This is a genomic window from Paenibacillus sp. GM2 (genome assembly GCF_900069005.2).
GTDB lineage: Bacteria > Bacillota > Bacilli > Paenibacillales > Paenibacillaceae > Fontibacillus.
Map to the genome: position 1 here is coordinate 3,371,851 of NZ_LN831279.1, position 19,825 is coordinate 3,391,675.

Below are 19,825 nucleotides of genomic sequence, written 5' to 3' on the forward strand. Positions count from 1 at the left end.
CCTTTTCAATAATTTATCATGTTGATCTTATGGCGGTACCTGCCGCTGCAAGCGCTTACCATAAGTTCTGAATTTATCGTAGCATCGGTCCTTAAACCATCGTTAGCAATTTCTTTGCATCGTTTTGTTGTTTTTTTGCCTCCATAGATGCGCTTTTTATTTTGGAACTATAATCCATTGTCTTTTCTTTGGATTCTGGTCTTATTATTGGATTCCCACGAGCGGCAGCGTAATCCGTACCCTTGTTCCCTCGCCAAGCTCACTCTGAATCGTTACCCCGTAATCATCCCCATACAACAGTCGGATTCGATCATGGACATTGGCGATGCCAACGCCCGAGAACAACTGTCTGGAACCTTGACGCTGCTTCGACTTCGCCTCAGAAATCCGCTGTACATCCATTCCCTCTCCGTTATCAAGCACTTCACAGATCAGCTTCTGCGACTCCCTGGAGACAAGTACACGAATAACCCCTTCCCCTTTCACATTAAACGCATGAAAGAAGGCATTCTCGATAAAGGGCTGAATAATCAACTTCGGTACATGGCAGCTCTCGCAATCCGGTGCAACATAGTAGTTGACCCGGATCCGCTCTCCATAACGGACATGATTAATGAAAACATAATGCTTCAGGTTCACCAGCTCCTGCTCCACCGATATCGTCTCGCTAACATTGCTTATCGTGTTCTGCAGAAGGGAGATCAAGGCGTGAATCGTCGCCTCCGCCTTTTCTTTGCTGCCTTGCTGCACCAAAAATTTGACCGAAGCGAGCGTATTGTAGAGAAAGTGCGGGTTGATCTGCTGTTGAAGAGCAGCGAGCTCGGCTGTACGCTGCTCCTTCTCCGTCTTGACCAACTGCTTCACATAATCATTCATTTCATTCAGCATGTAATTGTAAGCATGACTAAGCTGGCGGATCTCATAGCTTCCCGATACATTTACGTAGTTATGAAAATTTCTCAGATGCACCTTGGACATCTGCCTGGCCAGCAAGGTTAGGGAGCGGGTCATTTTACGCGAAATCAGGAAGACAACGATAAGTGCGGCTAGCACGATCAAGAGACATATAACAATGATCGACCGGGTATTGACCATCTGGCCTAACACATATCTCTGGTCGATCATATTCACCAGATAAAAATCGTAAGAAGGCAGGTATTCGGCTAATACAAGCTTGTCCTTTCCCCCAACACTCACCTTTTTTAAGTCGAGGCCATCCTGCTGAATTTCCCTGGCCAAAGACAACAGCTCGGCATTCTGCTGTCCGATCATTTCCGATCGGTTGCTGGAAATTACAATTCCTTCGGGATCCATGATCATGACATCATTGCCCTCGCTCGTAAAACTGCTGTAGAACGGCTTAAAATCATTTTCGTCAATCGTAATATAGAGCATTCCGTATTGTTGCCCCGTCGTCTGCTCTCTGAGCACCTTCGTAGCGACGATCGTCGGCCTGTTGCCAAGTGTACCGCCGGAGTCCTTATAGAGCTGATACATTAGCTTCTTCGGTTCGGCCTCCGCTCTCAACGTCAAGGGACTTTCCTTCAGCTCCTGTGCCAGCGGCTTGGCAAAGTTATAATTTCCGGAATAGTTCCTTCCATTGGACCCGACGATGGCAATACCAACAGAATATGCATCGACGTTCGACTGAATCTTTTTCATCTGCTGGGTCATGTTATAGTAAGCTGAAAAAGTCTTGATCGATTGCTCCGACTCTTTCTCCGTCAAAAAGGTTTTAAGTGTCCCGCTCTGCTGCGCATTGCCCGCTGCCAACACGATGGAGTAATGAAAGGACTCAAAATTGCTGCGAATTTGATCGATAACTTTGGAATTGGTGATGCTGAAAGTATCCAGGAACAGCTGCTCAGACATTCGTAAATTGACCCAAACCACTGATACCGCAATCGATATGATGCAAATGACCATAACAACGAATAATTTTATGAACAACCCATGAAATTTAAGACGCTCCAATATCGCCCTCATGTTTCCCTTGTCCCTTGCGCTTGAAAATAATGTCTTCGATATTGACTCGGTGACATACCTGTATTTCTCTTAAACACTTTGCAGAAATAACTATGGTCCCCATATCCGACTCTGCAGCCGATCTCAGAGATTGCTGTATCTCCGTATCGTAATAAATCTGCGGCTTTATGAATCCGCACCCGATTCAAATGCTCCTTGAAGCCTTCGTGATGATGCGCCGCGAAGAAGCTCGACAAATAGGACGGGTTGAAGTGGAAATGCTTAGCCATCTCCGTCAGCGTAACGGGCTCCGCATAATGCTCTTCGATATAGTCAAGCAGCAGCTTCATGCTTGGATTGCCTCCAGGTCCATCCCCCATCGCATAGACACATTGCTGCGTCAAACGCTGGAATTCATCCAGAAGCCTCACGAGCTCTTCCAAATGCCGGGCTTGATCAATGATCTTGAAATAAGCGTATTTCGCCTCATCCAGCTTCTTCACTTCATAATGCATGCTTCCCAGCAAGTGGATCAAAGTAAAAATGATGTTGCTGATCAATGACTTGAATTCAAACACATCGGCCGTATAATCAAGCTCCTGTGAGCGCACATATTGCCGCAGCTCCTCAAATGTCTGCTCCAGTTGAAGTCTGCGGACCAGCTCCATAAAGGAATTTAGCGGAAAGCTTCCCGCCTGCTTCTGAATCTTTGGAAGCTCACTATGAATCAGCACGATGTCAACCGGCAGGAAAAAGCGGTATTCCAGCAGCTTAAGCAGACTGTCCCGATATGCAGCCCTTAACTGATCCAACTGATCAAATCCCCTGCTTAACACCCAAATAACCTCACCCGTTTCCGAGATGGAACCAGGGTAGAGCATTTTCAACTTTTCCGGAATCATCTCGTGGTCTTCTTCCTTAACATTAAGCAGGTATACAGCCATATCCGGATACCCCGGAACCTCTGCCCCAGGAAGCTCAAACGCCACCATCTCGCAAAAGAACGCTTTCAGTTTTCCCAGTACGCTGCTCTCCGTCCGGACATAATCTGTTTCCGCTTCTGCCTGGAGGCAGGATGGTGTCCCCAGCAAATAGAAACAGGGATGCGGCAGCCAAGCCGCTACCAGCCGAGAATCCAACTCCACTTCATAATCAGAGAGAAGTTTCTCCAACACCAAGTTGATAGCTTCGCTAGATTCCCCCTTCTTCGTCCCCTTCCTGCAACGGGACGGAAGCCTGCTCACCGTTTTGTGCAGCACATCCAGCAGAGCTCCCGTCTCAAGCTGCGGCTTCAGGATATAATCAGACACCCCGCTCTGAAACGAGGACCGGACATAATCGAACTCGCTAAAGCTGCTAAGGACGATGACTTCAATGTCCGGCCAGCTAGTCTTGATCAATCGGGTCAGCTCTTCTCCATCCATCACAGGCATCACAATATCTGTCAGCACGATTTGCGGCTGAAGCTTCTCGATCAGGTTCAAAGCCTCTTTGCCGTTCGAGGCTTCGCCTACAATTTGGAACCCATGCTGCTCCCAGTTCAGAATGTATTTGATTCCCTGCCGAACGAGCAGCTCGTCATCTACGACCAATACGCTATACAATTCGCTCACCTGGACCTCTCCTTCAAAAAATTGTCCTCATTATAGGTCAAAGCTTATTCATCCGTCCAGCCACAGCCCATAGAAAAAAGGCCCCCATCCGCCACTGAACTGTGGAATAGAAGGCCTTACTCTTGATTCGTATGAACAGCATCTACATTACACATCAATTCTATCTCATTCCTTGTTCTCTTCTTTGATCATTTCCAGAAACTCCAAAATAATATCAGAAACGGCGTCTTCCTCCGAAGTGTAAATGTACTTGCTTACTCGCAAAATGTCACCTTTGAATAAATCGATTAATTTCAAAATAGCTTCTTCATCATTCTGCTTCGCTAGCTGCAGCAAACTCAGGAACTCATCATCCGGGACATCTCTTGGAGCATTTTGCGCTTCCATTTGCTCACCCCTTGCTGAGTCATGTTTAACTCACGGGCTACTTCTCCTTCCGTCTTGTCCTGCATAAAGAGCTTGAAAATAATCGTCCTTCCAGTACTGGAGGGAAGATCGTTGATCAACTGCTGCACTACAATTTTATCATCAGAAGATGTAGCAAAATTGGTTATGGCTGGCTCGTATACGCCTAATGAACATTCCCGTCTTTTCACGACTTTTGCCCGATATTGCACCCTCCAAGCGATTCTGTACACTTCTTTGCGATATTGCTCATAAGCGGTTTTGTGTTCTTTCAAAACTACCTCCCCCTTCCACTTTCATCTTCTACCTATAGGGCATTTTTGAGGGTAGTCTTACAACCATTAATATGTCGGATGCTTATCATTATAACATTTTTTCTAATTTATGGTTGTATTTTGAGGCTATTATTTTCTCTATATAGTGAGAGCGGTAATTTCAAAGATCAGAAAATGGTGTTTGAATAGCTCTATGAAAGGGAACTTCCATGAGAGGAGGGCGTGAACATGCAAGTTGCTGATATCGTATCTCTGGTCACTAATGTTGGATTCCCCGTCACTCTGTGCTTCATTCTGATTAAATACGTGCTGCAAAATGTGAACGACAAACTCAACAGTATGGACAGTGTACTGCAAGTTCTCTCCCAGGAGATCAAAAGCCTGGATGAGAAGGTTCATGAAGCGAGAGCCATGGAACAAGCCGACTCCAAAAAAGAATGAACGCTGATCTCCATCCGCACCTAAATCCCGCAACGTTCCGCTTATCGCCCAGTAGCCTAAATAAGGTGTCGAAGAGGAAGTAATCCGCAGCAGCCAATTCCTCACTGCCCCCGGGTTACTTCCTCGTCTTGCTGCATTCAATTCTATAACGAATGTTCATCATATCGTATATATTTAGCGTATGACCCGATCAATAATTTTAGAAGTACTGCATATACTGGTTATTTATTGTCTTTGGCGTTTTATGCATTCATTCTGTTGTAAATAGGCCTACACTATCATTGTCAAATAATGTCGAGAAAAGATATAATTACTTCAAAATTTAATAAGATAGGCAGGTCGGTATATGAATCCATTGGATATCCTTATCGAAGCGGTACCTTATATCAAGAAGCTGGTCAAAGAAGATATTATGATCGGTATAACAGACTTGGAGAAATTTCTATTCTATATGCCTTCACAAAAAATAGATTTCGGTATTACTTCAGGTACCCCGATCCCCACGGATGATGAGAACCTGCGCAAGGCGCTGAACGGGGAGAACTCCGTCACCCATATTGCGGAGCATATCTACGGATTTCCAATCATAGCTACTGCCTCTCCGGTCTACGACGAACACGGAGCCATTATCGGCGCCATCGCGACCGCAGAATCTTATGAGAACAGACAAAGGCTAGAGGAAGGCATGCAGATGATGAACACGATCACCGGGCAGCTGGTTGACATGGTGCAAACCGTCGCGGCACATGCTGAAGAGCTCACAGCGACAAGTGAGCATATTATGACGAATACCCGGCACGCTGTGGATAATTCGGCGGAGATTAATGAGACCGTCGGTTTCATTCAAGAGATTTCCAATCAGACAAACCTGCTCGGATTAAATGCCGCTATTGAAGCGGCGCGGGTAGGTGAAGCGGGAGCCGGATTTGGCGTGGTTGCCAAAGAGGTAAGGAAGCTGTCTGTCAGCACCAGAGACGCAAGCGCTAATATCGCTGCTACACTGCGTAGCGTTCAGGAATCCATCCTGCAATTGGAGAGAGACTTCGAGCAGATCGCCCATTCGTCTCAGGAGCAGGCCGAGCTCGTCACTGACTTCATGAATGTCATCGAACAGTTGAATGAGTCCAACAACAATATGAAGAGCTTTATCGAAGGATTGCTCCGCTTCTCCCATGAATAGAGCCAATTTCATTCAATTCCTGTCTGCGTAATACAGAAGCCGCTGGTTCGCCCCTCTTAACGGAGAGTTGAACCAACGGCTTTTTTTATACAAAATGATCCTTCCGCTTACTCAAACGGATACTTCAGCTTCCAGTCGGCCCTTAACTGATCGAGCAGGCCCATTATTGACAGAGACTCCTCTAACGAAATATGCGAGCTCTCCTTATCCCCCCGAAGCAGACATTCGCCCACCTCTTGCGCTTCAAAGGCATAGCCGATCGAAATCCGATCATCCGTAAATACTTCCTCCTCCGCGCCTTCTACTCGCAGCGAAGCTGTCCTTGCATTCAGGAAGGATGGAACATGAATCATGCCTTTCGTTCCGTAAATATGCGCATCATTGTTCATATTAAGCCGGGTGGCCCCATGCAGGGAGGCGCTTCTGCCAACACCGTAATCCAGCAGAACGGAAAATTGCTCATCCACACCGGTCTTTCCAAGCTGTACTGCACTATGTATGCGTACAGGATGAGTTCCGAAGATCATCGAAGCGAAGGAGACCGGATAAATCCCAGCGTCCAGCAGGGCTCCCCCACCTAGCTGCGGATTGAATAATCTGCCTTCCGGGTTCCAATCCGCGCAGAATCCAAACTCCGCCTTCAACAGCTTGATCTCACCGATTCGTCCATCCTTGATCCATTGTCTCGTCTTAACAATGGCTGGCAGGAAGCGGGTCCACATTGCCTCCATCAGGAACAGGCCCTTCTTGGCAGCCAGCTTGATCATCTCTTCCAGCTCGGAGCTGTTGACCGTAAACGGCTTCTCGCACAACACCGCTTTGCCCGCTCGCAGGGCTGCTATCACATTGTCATGATGCTGCGGATGCGGCGTTGCTACATAAACCACATCAATCTCCGGGTCCTTCAATACCTGTTCATAGCTGCCATAAGCACGGGGAAGTCCATGCCTCTTGGCAAAGTCATCCGCCTTCTCTTGTGTTCGTGAGCCTACGGCAAATCCTTCCCCATTCGTCACATGAACCAAATCCTTCGTGAATTGCTCGGCAATCCAGCCTGTACCCAAAATTCCCCACTTCAATTTCTTCCCTGCGAACTCTCCCATAACCTTTTACCCTTCTTCCATAGAATAATTTCCTGTTAGAGATGTTCCAAAAAAGCTTAGCAGTCTCACAAAGCCTTAACCGCACGAAGCCATGCTTCAGCCATCAACGCATGACCTGCCGCAGACGGATGTACGCCATCCGGCGCCCAATAAGCAGCGTCTGCCCGGGATACGGCGGCTGCGAACAATCCGTCAAGCGGAACAAGCAAGGCGTCGAATTCCCTCGCCAATTTACGTACTACCTGGATCTTCGGGTCCAGATCAGAGCGCCAGGCCAACCGATCTTCCGGTGTCGGCAATACGAAGGGTTCCATCAAAATCAGCTTCGCTCCCAGCCGCTTCTTCGTACGCTCCAGTACTTCACGGCAACCTGCTTCATAGCTCTCGACCGGAGTCTCATCGTTATTGTCAAACCGTCGCCAGGTGTCATTGATGCCGATCAGAATCGATACCCAGGTCGGTTTTAGAGCAAGGCTATCCTCCTCCCAGCGATTCTGCAGATCTACTACCCGGTTGCCGCTAATCCCCCGATTGTAGAAAGTCAGCCGCTTCTCCGGATACAGATAGCCTAGCCGGGAAGCGACCAGATTGGCGTAACCGTTTCCAAGTGATGCCGGGTTGGAATAATCCCTACCGCAATCCGTAACGCTGTCTCCCTGAAAGAGTACGATTTCATCGTTATTCAGCAGCATTTTCTCGTCTCCTTTAGTTTCAACTACAATCCTTTAACTATAAACATTCAACCAAATTCAGAATAAAAGAGGTTGTCCAAAAAGTCCACTCTTGATCAAAAGGCTAATATTTATGAGGTCGTTCTCCACGAAAACGTGAAAACCCCGTTTCTTTAGCTACTAGCTTCACGCAAACGGAAGCGTTTCGTAAAACGCACCTCGGAAACAGCCGCTTCGGTACTGAAAATCCGCCCTTTGAGCCGACAAAAGTATATGTATTTAAGCGCAAGAAAAAAATATTTTAAAAAAGTTCAAAAAAATGTTTGAAATTTGACACAAAATGTTCAATAATTAGATTAGACACAGATCGTTCACAATTACATCAACAGCGACAAAGGGGCTGATTATGATGATGTGGGAACCAGGAAGCAGCAAAGCCAAGAGCAATGTCTTTGGACTGATTATTGGTCTGGGCATTTTCTATGCTGCATTTTATATCGCGTTTACCCTTATGGCAGTTCATCACTAATGTAAACGGGATATGTAACCGTTGTCAAAATATTTTAGCGGAAGATCGAAAAAGTTGGCCTGGAGAAGAAAGAAAGCCGACTTTTTGAACATCTGCTGTAAGTAGACATTCAACCAATACGAGCTTTCATTCAGAATAAACCTGAGGCATGACGCCTCAGGTTTATATTCTTTTTTATTTACCGCAGCATTTCTTGTATTTCAGACCACTTCCACACGGACAAGGATCATTACGGCCAATTTTCTTGGAAATGACCTGATTCTTGACTTGTGCCCGGAATGGAGGCACCGCCGCTCTGTAGCCTGACTCCAGGTCCTTCGATATCGCGCGTCTCTCTAGCGGTGTATAACCGCCGTTCGAAGCCAGACGTGTATGGTTATATGCTTCGGTCACCAGATAGACGACCATTTGCACCTGCTCCATACTATCAAATTCGATATCTCTTCGTTCAAATTCATGCATGATCTCCTGAATTGGCGCTTCCATAGAGCAGGCCAGCTGAATGTCGTCGACCAAATCATCCACAAATTCAGAATCAGGACGTAATTCCTTGATAATATAGCTTCTTAACGCCGTAAGCTGAGGAGTCATCTCATAATAGAGACCATTCGAATATTTCAACAATTCGTCCTTATCGGGCACATGGTAGCTCTTGCCCTTCATCTTCTCCAGCAGCCCCTTGAATTCAGAAGCATCATCGGAGTAGACCAGATCCTCAACAATCAGGTATCCCTTGTACATACGGAATAGCTGGTCTCTGCCGCTAAACTCTTCGTATAAAGCTTTGAGCTCCTCAACAGTAAGCTTGTCATCATTTTGCTCATTGAAAATCTCCACCAGCTTGTCCGGCTTGATCGCACCATATAAATTCGTAGCAGCAGAGATATAGCGGAATACAAGCTGATATCTGTTCAGAACCTTGCCAAATGAGCTGGCTTCCAGCTCAGCATATGCAGCCTTGACTTCATCCGGTATAAGCAAATACAGCTTATTGTCCGTAAAGTAGCTGACAACCAATCCGCGCTCCAGCCAATAGGCATAATATCCGTAAGGGACATAATTGTCCTGTAATACGGAATCTTCCGCAATCGCTTTGAGCACTTTCCATTCCTCGGCTCTGGCCAGCAGAAGCGTTGTCTTCAGAACCTCCCGATCTGTAATGCATTCCAGCAATTTGTCGGCAAGCTCGCCCTTTTTCAATTTAGAACGCCCAGGCACCTTGTACACCGACGCCAATGCAGCTAGTCTTGTCTTGGTAAGACCATGGAGAATTTCCTTCAGACTAGTCGTAACTTCGCCAATGATAGCATGCTGTATGTTCGTTGCTTCAAATTGGGCTTTGTTGTCTAACATGTATACACCTCATCCAATCCAATCCTTATGCGCAGCTCAAACACCCTAACAGAAATTAGTCAGGCCGCGCTCTATTTATCTATTATACACGATAGGCGCAAGTCCGGGCTGCAAATCACTAATAATTCCCATTGTTTTTATAAAAAGACTAACTGCTGTTTAGCACTAAATCAACCGCTGTAGCTAGTTAGCCTTAATTTTTACTATTCCCGGATACCTCTTCTATTCTACTCCGAATAAGCCGTATCAATAGCTTCCTGTGGGATAAGAATCGGTTTGATCGCCCCAAATTGAGAGCAGGACGAGTCCTGCGTCAAATGCATGGAGAAGCCCTGTCCATTCGCAGCCCTCTATTCATCTGAATCCTCCAAATGATAAGCTATATCCTAATAATTGATCATATTTCTAAATCCAGAGATAAGGACTTTATACCTAAGTATGTAGAAGAAGCGCGCTTTTTGTAAAGTTCAGCAAATAATAAGACGCATCATTCACGGCAATGACTGCCAAATGAATGATGCGTCTTCAAGTTATTAATTCTTATTGAACAATCGCGTTATCCAATGCTTCCTGTGGAACTTCAATTGCGTCGATCTCGTTGAATTTGGAGAAGGCCGAATCCATTTTCATCTCCATCGATACCTGCTGTCCTTCCGCTTCCATATCCATATTCATTTCAACAGACATCTTGGAAGGCAGATAAGTCTCCTTATTGATGGAATATACGATATTAATATTATCGATATTCATTTGATCAAGCACAGCCATTGTCTCTGCCTGGTTCTCGCCACCGTTTTGGCTTAAGAGCGATTTAGCCAGTTCCTTCATGTTGTCGCCGGACAGATTGGCTTTCAGCACGTAGTCGCCGCCTTCTTCAGTGACCTTCATTTCGCCGGCGATCGTTTTGAATTGCTCGATCTGTTGGGTAGCATCAGCGGTATCCTTTGCAGCGTCCTTCAGGGTGGCGATCATGGTCTCATCTGTCAGCTTCACCCAGGATCCGCCTGTAAGCATGTAGATCCCGTCTGCAGTAATATACTGCGTAACGTCCTGATTCCCCAGGTCTCCCATCGCCATATGCAATTCCTGCTTCATAGACAGCGGGTCCTGGATAATGTCAGACTTGATTTCCATATCGATGTTCTGCTCCTGGGTGTCCTCGCCCACCTTAATAACGAGATGCTGCTTGGAAGTCGCCGTCATTGAGAGGCTCTTCAAATCTTTCATTGCATCCGTCAGCTTCGTGAGCAGTTCATCCGCTGCTGGCGCAGCCACACCTTCGTTTGTCTTCACTGCTGCCGATGCATTTGATTCCGCACCGGAACTTGCATTATTGTCCGCCTTTTTGTCCTGGCCACATCCTGTTAATCCCAAAGCCAGAACTACCCCTAATAGCAATACCACCATCTTCTTCATACAGTTTCTCCTCCTATTTCTAAAATGGTCATCCAAAAAGTCCGCTTTTGATCCCGAAGTAACACAGAAAGTAAATTCGACACCGAATCTTGAATTCAGCAGGACCTAAGCATATGCTTACGAAGTCATGTTTCCTGCGGAAACATCCCAGATGCTCATATACTCAAAACGTACGCTCCGCTCCTCAGACCCAGGCTTCATCCAACTGAATGTAAACGCACTTGGAAGCAACAGCTTGGGTGCTGAAAACCGGCCTTTTGGGACTCGATTGAAACATAGACCCTATATTACCCAAAACAGTATGGAAAAGAAAAGGGACTTTCCTCCTAAATATAACTAATCTGTTCCCAATGAGGTGCGTAGGCTCTCTGCCGTTATAAATCGCCTTCCTGGGCCAAGACATATATAATAGACACGAATCTGCATCGCTCGGAAAGGAAGTTAAATCTTGAAAAATCTTTTGGTTACAGGTTACCGCGCACATGAACTCGGAATATATAACAATAAACATGAAGGAATCCCGTACATCCGCCAGGCGATTATCTCGCGCTTGATACCGCTGCTGGAGGAAGGGCTGGAATGGGTCATTACACCGGGACAATACGGCGTAGACCTATGGGCCTGCGAAGCCGCAATCGAGCTAAGAAGACAGTATCCGGCGCTCAAATGCTCAATACTTACTGCCTTCAGCCACCCTGAAGAGCAATGGAAAGAGGATAAAAAGGCTTATTACCAGGATTTGATCGCTAAGGTTGATTTCTATGCTCCTGTCAGTAAAGAGCCCTATAGAGGTCCATGGCAATTTGCCGCCAGGGATGAGCTGCTGTTCCGCAAGACCGATGGCATTTTGCTTGTCTATGACGAAGAGATGGGTGAAGCGAGTCCAAAATACTTGAAGCAGCGGGCCTTGAAGAAGCAAGCCACGGAGAATTATACCGTGATTATGATCGGTGCGGAGGAAATCCAGGCCATCGCTGATGATGATCGTCAGCATTTGGAGAAGGAAAGTACGGCGCAGGATGATATCCTCTGGTAACGCCCGGATGTCGGCCTCATATCATGGGATATAAGGAGGCGATTGGCAATGACTCAACAGCACCTGCCGACTGTAGCTTATTTCAGTATGGAGTTCGGACTTGAATCCAGTTTCAAAATATATGCGGGAGGTCTCGGTATTCTTGCCGGCGATTATATCAAGGGCGCCAGAGATGTCGGTGCCCCGATCATAGGCATCGGTATCAAATGGAAGCAGGGATATACCGATCAGCATATCGATCCCGATGGCAAGCCTTACGATGCTTATCATAACTACATGTATGAGTTCCTTGAGGATACAGGGGTACAAGTCAGCGTAACAATTCGCAACATTGACGTTCACTGCAAAGTGTGGAAAACGGAGAAATTCGGCAATAACCCGCTATATCTGCTCGATACCGATATTCCGCAAAATAGCGATAGCTGGATTACCGGACAATTGTACGGATGGTTTGGTGAAGAGCGCATCGCTCAGGAGATTGTGCTTGGCATCGCGGGAGTCAGGGCACTTCGGGCGCTTCAGATCCCGGTCGATGTATATCACTTCAATGAAGGACATGCGGCGTTGGCGGCGATCGAATTGATCCGTGAGAAAATGAATGCCGGCCGCTCCTTCGAGGAAGCCTGGCAAGCCACTCGGGACGAGGTTGTATTTACCACCCATACACCGATCCGGGAAGGCAATGAATCCCATCCGTTAGAGCGGCTTGAGTATATGTCCGCCTTCAACCATCTCACCCGCGAGCAAATGGAGCGCATCGGCGGCAATCCGTTCAATATGACGGTTGCCGGGCTGAGGCTGTCGCGCATTTCCAATGGCGTCGCCAAACTGCATGGCATCACGGCCAATAAAATGTGGCAGGATGTAGCCGGCCGCTCAGAGATCATCAGCATCACGAACGCCATTCATACGCCGACCTGGGTTGATCCGAGAATAACCGCCGCTTACGAAAGTAATGGGGATCTGTGGGCCGCGCATATGGAGCTCAAGCGTGAGCTGATCCGCTTCATCGAAGAGCGCTCCGGCATAAGCCTGAATGCCGATCATTTATTAATCGGCTTCTCGCGCCGAGCGGCTCCTTACAAGCGAAGCGACCTGATCTTCTCCAAGCCAGAGCTGATCGCGCCTTATCTCGAATCCGGCAAGATCCAGATCGTCTTCTCCGGCAAAGCTCATCCGCTTGATGACACCGGCAAGAGAATCGTCAGCAATCTCGTCGCCATGATGAAGAAATACCCGGGAAGCGTCGTCTTCCTGGAAAATTACGATATGACGATCGGGGCGGCGCTAACCCGCGGCTCGGACATCTGGCTCAACAATCCGCGAAGGCCGCTGGAGGCGAGCGGTACATCGGGAATGAAGGCAGCGATGAACGGCGTGCTCAACTGCTCAATTCTGGATGGCTGGTGGCCAGAAGCCTGCCTTGATGGTGAGAACGGTTGGCAGTTCGGCGACGGCTTGGAGACAGACAATACTGAAGCGCTGGATCGCCATGACAGTGAAGCATTATACGAGACGCTGCTGCAGCGAGTATTACCTACCTATTATGAGAACAGGCCGAAGTGGGTCGAGATGATGCGCAAAAGCATTGAAACCACACGCGAGCCGTTCGCCACCAAACGCATGATTGAACAATATTACAATAAAATGTACATCAAGGCGTAGCCAGGTTAACCTGGCAAGTTAAAGATCGCTATTGGGTTAAACAGGGGGCTTAAAGCTCCTGGATTTAACCTAAGTGGCGATCTTTTTAGTTATTAGGAATCAATTATTCGACAAAATTTCCCTTTTATCGCATCATTTCAGGTATAATACACTAATACACAATACCTATAAAGGAGATTCAGCTTCATGAAAAAAGTAATCCTACTTGCGGTGCTGCTGTTCGCCTGCCTGATTCCAGCCAGCTATGCCGCTCCTCCTGCCAAGAACTTCGTGCTCCTGGATGACAAAAGCAATCATTCCTTCATTCCCCTACGTTCCCTGAACGGAATGGACGGCATCAAAACCGGATGGACACCGGCCGAGAAACGGATCGACCTCATTCGGGGCGAAACGCAGCTAACGATGCACTTGGGGAAGACCCAAGCGATCCGTAATGACAAGTCCATTAAACTGTCCGATGCTCCATTCACCGAAGGCGGCATAACCTTCGTGCCTTTGCAGACTATTAAAGATTCTTTTCCAGTATCGCTGGAATGGTCGAAGGATACGGCTTCGCTCACTATACATAGCAAGGCATCCGAGGCTTCCACAGAGAACCTGCTTACCACCTCACTTCCTTACATAACCAAAGCCGCATATGGCAAACAGGACAAGCCGATCATCAGCGAACGGAAAACATTTAAGGTTGGCAGCAAATCCTATAACACGCAAATGGTCACCATATCGCTCCTGCATCCAAAGGTCTCGCTGGATGTTGTCCTTGCCGGAGATGAAGCAGGCAATGTCGAGGAGCTCAGCAGCATCGCCAAGCGCAGTAAAGCGACCGTAGCCATTAACGGAACCTTCTTTGATGCCTATACGACAGGAAGCTATAAAGGCCCGTACGGTTATATCATTAGTGGAGGAAGCATAGCTCATAAAAGCTCCGGCGACCGGCGTACGGTATTTACCTTTGACCACAATCTGTTGGCTGAATTAATACCCGGCGCGGACTTCCCGACCAGATTCGCTGAGGGGGACATCCAAGGCGGGCTGCAGGCCGGACCGCGACTGATCGTAAATGGCAAGGTTGCGCTTAATGTAGTCGAGGAAGGCTTCAAGGACCCGAAGATTCTGACTGGCGGTGGCGCCCGCAGCGCGCTCGGCATCACCCGCGACCATAAGCTGATCCTGCTGACAACTGGCGGAGCTACGATCCCCCAGTTGGCCGAGATGATGAAGCAGGCTGGTGCTTACCAGGCGATGAATCTGGACGGCGGAGCATCCAGCGGACTCTACTATAACGGCAAATACTTGACCACGCCCGGGCGCAAGATCAGCAATGCTCTTGTCGTTAAAGTCCAGTAGATTCCGTAGATCGGACAGGTACACATATCTCGCAGTACTCATTACGAGTCATATCACCCATGTATCTTTCCATAATCGGTCTTTGATCCATTTGATAACCGCTGTCTTGAAGAGCGGGGAATAGGTTGGACCATGCCTTTTCGATATCCTCTGCCGTATGTTTGACTTTAAAGGTCATATATTCACCACGAGGCAATATGCCTTCACAAATCGCATTATCCAGTGGATCGTCCTCGGATAGCACAATACACGCGTCAAATCGGCAGTGTTCAGGAAGCGTGGTTGCCGGATTATCCTGGGGAATTCCGAGTAAAATCGTCGATGCCGTAAGCAAATTCCGCTCCTTGGCCCATTTTTTCAGCGTCTCCATCGCCTGATGGTTGGCTGGACCATAGGGACCCGTCTGGCGAACATATGCAATTCGATATTGCGGTATCACTTCGACCTTAATATTCATGCATTTTCATCCTCTCATAGGGAATATCTGATACATTTCGAATGCTAACATGGTATAAAAAATATTCATAACTTTTTTTCTATTTCCAATTCTGAAGATCAAAAAAGTACGAGCCATTTATTATGGTCTCGTACTTTTTGTCATTTGTATTTTTGCGCCCCCTAATTCGAATCCGCAGGGAAGCGTATACCGATTTGCCGTCTTGCTTCTTCCATAATCTCCGCCACAAGCAGAGAATGGATAAGCGAGTTGACACTGCTCTCGCGCAGTCCGGTCTCGATCAGATCAATGAACTCACGAGCTTCATAGAACATCGATTCCTGCATTTGCGGCTGCCGCAAATCCTCAATCGTGCCATCGCGATAAATGATTTTCACATCATAAGGCTGATTAATCCGCTCGATTACCAGCGTTCCGTTCTCCCCTTGAATCTCCGCTGGCAGATAGGAATCAGCGATCTTCGAATACATCACCGCTGCATCCATTTCATCATAATTCATAATAATGCTGCCTTCGCCATCCGCACCGGACGGCAATAAAATTCCGTTAGCCTTAATTTGTTTGGGCTTTCCGAACAAGGTGACCATCGGGTAGATACAATAGGTTCCAAGATCCATTAGCGCTCCGTTGGAGAATTCGGGATTAAAAGCGTTTAATACCGTTCCTTGCTTAAATGCATCATAACGGGAGGAGTATTGACAATAGCTCGCAAAATACCTGCGTACTTGCCCCAGCTTATATAAATTGTTCTGAACTACCCGAAAATTTGGCATCAGCGTGGATTTCATCGCTTCCATTAACAATACATTGTTGCGTTTCGCAGCTTCGATCATGTTTCGAGTCTCTGCCGCATTGGATGCCATCGGCTTCTCACACAATACATGCTTTCCCTGATCCATACATATAATAGCCTGTTCCATATGGAGAGAATTCGGGCTGGCGATATATACAGCATCTATTTCCGGACTAGATGCCATGGCTGACACGTCTGTATATACGGTCGGATTTCCGTATTTGGCACCAAAGGCTCTCCCTTTCTCTTCTGTACGAGAATATACCGCTGTTAAGGCGAAGCGTTCCGTTTCCATTGCCGCATCAATAAAGCGCTCCGTAATCCAGTTCGTTCCGATAATTCCGAATCGCACCATACTATTCAACCCCTTTTTTCTCTAGTATTAATAAAATATCCGATTTTGAACACGCTATCAACATTCTCTCATGAGAAACATCACATGTCTACCTTTCACAAACCCTTCATCAATATAGAATGAATCAGCCGCCAACACACTTGCGTTTTGCTTGGGCACTAATCTACAATAGAATCAAGATCATGAAGCATGAAAATGAGGTGAGTACGATGAGTGAGCGCGACGTTGACTTGATGAGCGGAGACACCAAATATATGATTTCCGGTGATTCTATTTCCAAAGGAGTCATCTATGATGAAGAGCGCAACAAATATGTTATTCTGGAGGAGAATTATGTCTCACTCCTGCAGCAGAAATTGAAGGGCGCGGTCCGCAACACAGCCCGGTTCGGCAATACCCTGATGAAGGGCTTCAGCAATCTGAAGCGAGATGTGGACAAGGATAAGCCCAATGTTGTCTTGATTGAATATGGCGGCAATGACTGCGACTTCAATTGGAATGAGATCGCCGATAACCCCGAAGCGGAGCATAGCCCCAAGACGGATTTCAATACATTTGAGAAAATGCTGACGGAAGCTATTGAATATTTAAAGAAGCAGCAAATTACTCCTATTCTGATGAACCTGCCGCCTCTGAATGCAGATAAATATTTTAAATGGGTCAGCAGGAGCAGTCCGGATGCCGAGAAGAACATTCTAAAATGGCTGGGCAGCGTAACGAAAATATACTGGTGGCAGGAAAGATACAACTCTACCATCCTGAAAGTCTCCGAATTGACGAAGACCAAGTATATCGACGTACGCGGCGCATTTCTGCAACACCCAGACTTCACCAAATTCCTGTGCTCGGACGGAATTCACCCTAATCAGGAAGGCCATCGCATCATCAGCGAGAAGGTGCTTGAATTCGTGAAGAGCAACTATCAATACCTTCTGCTCGACTCCAAGAACAATCTGGCCTTGGAATAAAGCTAAAGACAAAGATCCAGATCTCGATAATAACGATTCGAGAATGGGTCTTTTTTGCGGTCTGAAATGATTGGCATAGGATGTTACGTCTCTTAATCCTGACCTTTAAAAATAGCTCTATACATATCCATAATTATCCATTATAATCATATTGCACCATAGATAAGCAGCCGGGATAAAATATCCCTCGCACCATGCAGATTCCGTTTGAGCCGGATATTTTTTATCCCAATAAAGTTTAAGCGCTTAAATTTAAAGTGTGAGGAGGTCGATCATCCCAAGCATATTATTCCTTTAATTATTACAGCATTCAATGGAACATCCGGAGGTTATTCTTCATCCCAAAAGTTAAAGCGCTTTAATTATCAAATTAACATCCACGCCTGATTATCAAATTTGCCAAAATAAATGATGGAGGGAATTAGGAATGAAAATGACACCCGAAAAAGGAACTCATCCTAAGGGAAGATTTACAGCGATTATGCTCAGCTTTGCCCTGCTCAGCTCAATGGTCTCATTTTCCGGTCCTGTGCAAACAAAGGCATATGCCGAGCTTCTTGAGAACAATACGGATACGGAAGCTACGCAAACTTTGACCCTTACGGAAAAACAAACTAACGCTCAAGAGATCAGCCCTATGGCTGCTGAAACCCCCGAATCCAAATTTTCACCGCAAACCCTTCAATTTTTGAAAACAAATACGGGCCTTGACGCAGAACAGTGGGATAACATCATGAAGCTTGTCAACAAGCCGGAGCAGGACGACCTTAACTGGACCAAATATTACGGTTATTGCGAAAATATTGACGACGACCGCGGCTATACGATCGGCATTTTCGGAGCCACCACAGGCGGGCCAAATGACGAAGGGCCGGATGCTCCCGAATTATTCAAAGAATACGACCGGATCAAAGGAGCCAGTAACCCAAGTGTGGAAGGCGCGCTGAAACGGCTCGGAATTAACGGAAAAATGAAAAATGGCATTCTGGTTATTTCAGACAGCAACAGCACCTTCGTTAAAAAGATCAACAGTCTGCAAAATGACTCCGCCTGGAGAGAAGCTATGTGGCGCACCTTCTATAATGTCTACATTAAATATAGTGTCGATCAGGCCAAAAAACGCGGCTTTAATTCGGCTTTGACCATCGGTTCTTTTGTCGACACGGCATTGAACCAAGGGGCAACAGGCGATTCCGGCAGTCTGCAAGGCATCCTGTCCCGCTCGGGCAGCAGCAAGGATGAAAAGACATTTATGACGAAATTTTACGCGGAGCGGACCAAAGTAGTTGATACCAATCAATACAACACACCTCCAAACGGTAAAAATCGTGTCAAACAATGGAGTACGCTCCTGAGCATGGGAGAGACCGATCTGAAAAACGCCGATGCTGCGATCAAACAAGTAACTAATTGGAAATTGAAATAAACCCGATGTCCGGGTAAATAAGCAGCTATACTAGAATAAAAAGCAGGGGGCATCGCCGAAGATGCGCCCTGCTTTTCTTCATTTACATATATATTATCACTCGTATTTCAATTGATACGCACCAGCCCCATAAACTGCAAAGAGCGTCCTATTTTACACTTTCTCGGTCTATTGCCCCTTCCGGGCCTGAAGCTCCTGCCATACTTTTTTATTGCTGTACTGCTTGTCGGAGCTGATATCCTTGCCAAACCATGCAGGTGCAGCAAAGCTCTCCGCCTCTTCCAGCGAAGCAAACTCCACCTCCAGCACCAGCAGCTGAATTTGTTCGTAATCGTCCATTTCGATCACACGGTCTCCCCATACCGCCGTAGTCCGTTTTTTAATTAGCGGCACAGCTTGATGAGTATCAATCATTTGTTCATAGATCCCTTTGGAGATGGAATACTCCACTTCCTCCCGGGCAATCCCGTGACCTTTTTTGAAGGTATGCGTATATTCGACTTTCCCGCTGGCCAGATCATCAATTTTACGGACTCTCAGCTCCTGATCTCCATGCAAAGCGAGATATGTCTGCTCGATGATCTGCTCTCTTTCAATCTGAATCTCGCCTTCTTTGATCCTATTCGCCGGATACTCCGACAATAGAAACTTACGTTCAATTTCAAGTGACATCACAATTCTCCTTAGTCCTCAATCTAAGCTCTGATCCATTCCATTTTATCTCATCTGTTCTTAAGTATAACATTGCCTTTCAAAATAAAATATCCTGTCCCACTTCGCTCCGTGAGACAGGATATCGCTGCCAAATATGCCTTGGCTAAATCGCT

18 protein-coding genes are annotated in these 19,825 nt (G+C 46.7%); 7 read left to right on the forward strand and 11 right to left on the reverse strand.

Translation table 11 applies throughout. The features are described 5' to 3' along the window. Positions 1-204: 204 nt before the first annotated feature. The 4 genes from BN1360_RS24855 to BN1360_RS24870 all read right to left on the reverse strand — a co-directional run bounded on the left by BN1360_RS24855 (position 205) and on the right by BN1360_RS24870 (position 4,258). Entirely contained in the window at positions 205-1,986 is a 1,782-nt protein-coding gene (locus BN1360_RS24855; protein ID WP_068782492.1) for a cache domain-containing sensor histidine kinase, read from the reverse strand. Beyond that, on the reverse strand, positions 1,983-3,578 hold the full coding sequence (locus BN1360_RS24860; RefSeq protein ID WP_068782493.1) for a response regulator transcription factor: 1,596 nt from the start codon (positions 3,576-3,578) through the stop codon (positions 1,983-1,985). Before BN1360_RS24860 ends, BN1360_RS24855 begins: the two co-directional genes overlap by 4 nt. A 165-nt stretch (positions 3,579-3,743) precedes the next feature. Continuing rightward, positions 3,744-3,965 carry a helix-turn-helix domain-containing protein gene (locus BN1360_RS24865; RefSeq protein WP_068782494.1) on the reverse strand — a complete coding sequence of 74 codons (222 nt, stop codon included), beginning with the start codon at positions 3,963-3,965 and terminating at the stop codon, positions 3,744-3,746. Beyond that, the gene (locus BN1360_RS24870) at positions 3,917-4,258 is read right to left on the reverse strand and encodes a hypothetical protein (protein ID WP_068782495.1); all 342 of its coding nucleotides are present in this window, start codon (positions 4,256-4,258) and stop codon (positions 3,917-3,919) included. Before BN1360_RS24870 ends, BN1360_RS24865 begins: the two co-directional genes overlap by 49 nt. A 228-nt stretch (positions 4,259-4,486) precedes the next feature. Here BN1360_RS24870 and BN1360_RS24875 point away from each other — a divergent pair, with 228 nt between their 5' ends. Beyond that, complete coding sequence (locus tag BN1360_RS24875) at positions 4,487-4,699, forward strand: hypothetical protein (protein WP_179015431.1); 213 nt, start codon at positions 4,487-4,489, stop codon at positions 4,697-4,699. A 346-nt stretch (positions 4,700-5,045) separates the two neighbouring features. Continuing rightward, entirely contained in the window at positions 5,046-5,879 is an 834-nt protein-coding gene (locus BN1360_RS26340; protein WP_068782497.1) for a methyl-accepting chemotaxis protein, read from the forward strand. Positions 5,880-5,986: 107 nt separating this feature from the next. On the opposite strand, the gene BN1360_RS24885 is transcribed toward BN1360_RS26340, so the two are convergent. The 4 genes from BN1360_RS24885 to BN1360_RS24900 form a co-directional block, all read right to left on the reverse strand. Beyond that, on the reverse strand, positions 5,987-6,982 hold the full coding sequence (locus tag BN1360_RS24885; protein WP_068782498.1) for a Gfo/Idh/MocA family protein: 996 nt from the start codon (positions 6,980-6,982) through the stop codon (positions 5,987-5,989). 65 nt (positions 6,983-7,047) lie between these two features. Further along, a complete protein-coding gene (locus BN1360_RS24890; RefSeq protein WP_068782499.1) occupies positions 7,048-7,674 on the reverse strand; it encodes an SGNH/GDSL hydrolase family protein in 627 nt (208 codons plus the stop codon). A 682-nt stretch (positions 7,675-8,356) separates the two neighbouring features. Then, the gene (locus BN1360_RS24895; RefSeq protein ID WP_068782500.1) at positions 8,357-9,535 is read right to left on the reverse strand and encodes a YecA family protein; all 1,179 of its coding nucleotides are present in this window, start codon (positions 9,533-9,535) and stop codon (positions 8,357-8,359) included. Between the two features lie 540 nt (positions 9,536-10,075). Continuing rightward, complete coding sequence (locus tag BN1360_RS24900) at positions 10,076-10,951, reverse strand: DUF6612 family protein (RefSeq protein ID WP_068782501.1); 876 nt, start codon at positions 10,949-10,951, stop codon at positions 10,076-10,078. A 448-nt stretch (positions 10,952-11,399) separates the two neighbouring features. On the opposite strand from BN1360_RS24900, the gene BN1360_RS24905 reads away from it, so the two are divergent. The 3 genes from BN1360_RS24905 to BN1360_RS24915 all read left to right on the forward strand — a co-directional run bounded on the left by BN1360_RS24905 (position 11,400) and on the right by BN1360_RS24915 (position 14,999). Beyond that, positions 11,400-11,987 (forward strand): SLOG family protein, encoded by a 588-nt coding sequence (locus BN1360_RS24905; protein ID WP_068782502.1) that lies wholly within the window; start codon positions 11,400-11,402, stop codon positions 11,985-11,987. Between the two features lie 48 nt (positions 11,988-12,035). Next, positions 12,036-13,652 carry an alpha-glucan family phosphorylase gene (glgP, locus tag BN1360_RS24910; RefSeq protein ID WP_068782503.1) on the forward strand — a complete coding sequence of 539 codons (1,617 nt, stop codon included), beginning with the start codon at positions 12,036-12,038 and terminating at the stop codon, positions 13,650-13,652. Positions 13,653-13,838: 186 nt separating this feature from the next. Next, a complete protein-coding gene (locus BN1360_RS24915) occupies positions 13,839-14,999 on the forward strand; it encodes a phosphodiester glycosidase family protein (protein ID WP_068782504.1) in 1,161 nt (386 codons plus the stop codon). On the opposite strand, the gene BN1360_RS24920 is transcribed toward BN1360_RS24915, so the two are convergent. Together BN1360_RS24920 and BN1360_RS24925 are read right to left on the reverse strand one after the other, a co-directional pair. Continuing rightward, on the reverse strand, positions 14,986-15,456 hold the full coding sequence (locus tag BN1360_RS24920; protein WP_068782505.1) for an AraC family transcriptional regulator: 471 nt from the start codon (positions 15,454-15,456) through the stop codon (positions 14,986-14,988). The two genes, BN1360_RS24915 and BN1360_RS24920, sit on opposite strands and share 14 nt — an antisense overlap. Before the next feature lie 161 nt (positions 15,457-15,617). Next, positions 15,618-16,604, reverse strand: a complete 987-nt coding sequence (locus BN1360_RS24925; protein ID WP_068782506.1) for a Gfo/Idh/MocA family protein — start codon at positions 16,602-16,604, stop codon at positions 15,618-15,620. Between the two features lie 209 nt (positions 16,605-16,813). Between BN1360_RS24925 and BN1360_RS24930 the strand changes: the two genes are divergently transcribed. Together BN1360_RS24930 and BN1360_RS24935 are read left to right on the forward strand one after the other, a co-directional pair. Further along, entirely contained in the window at positions 16,814-17,572 is a 759-nt protein-coding gene (locus BN1360_RS24930) for an SGNH/GDSL hydrolase family protein (protein ID WP_148466642.1), read from the forward strand. Between the two features lie 433 nt (positions 17,573-18,005). Beyond that, positions 18,006-18,998, forward strand: a complete 993-nt coding sequence (locus BN1360_RS24935; protein ID WP_068782576.1) for a chitosanase — start codon at positions 18,006-18,008, stop codon at positions 18,996-18,998. Between the two features lie 168 nt (positions 18,999-19,166). On the opposite strand, the gene BN1360_RS24940 is transcribed toward BN1360_RS24935, so the two are convergent. Next, complete coding sequence (locus BN1360_RS24940) at positions 19,167-19,670, reverse strand: CYTH domain-containing protein (protein ID WP_068782507.1); 504 nt, start codon at positions 19,668-19,670, stop codon at positions 19,167-19,169. Positions 19,671-19,825: the final 155 nt, after the last annotated feature.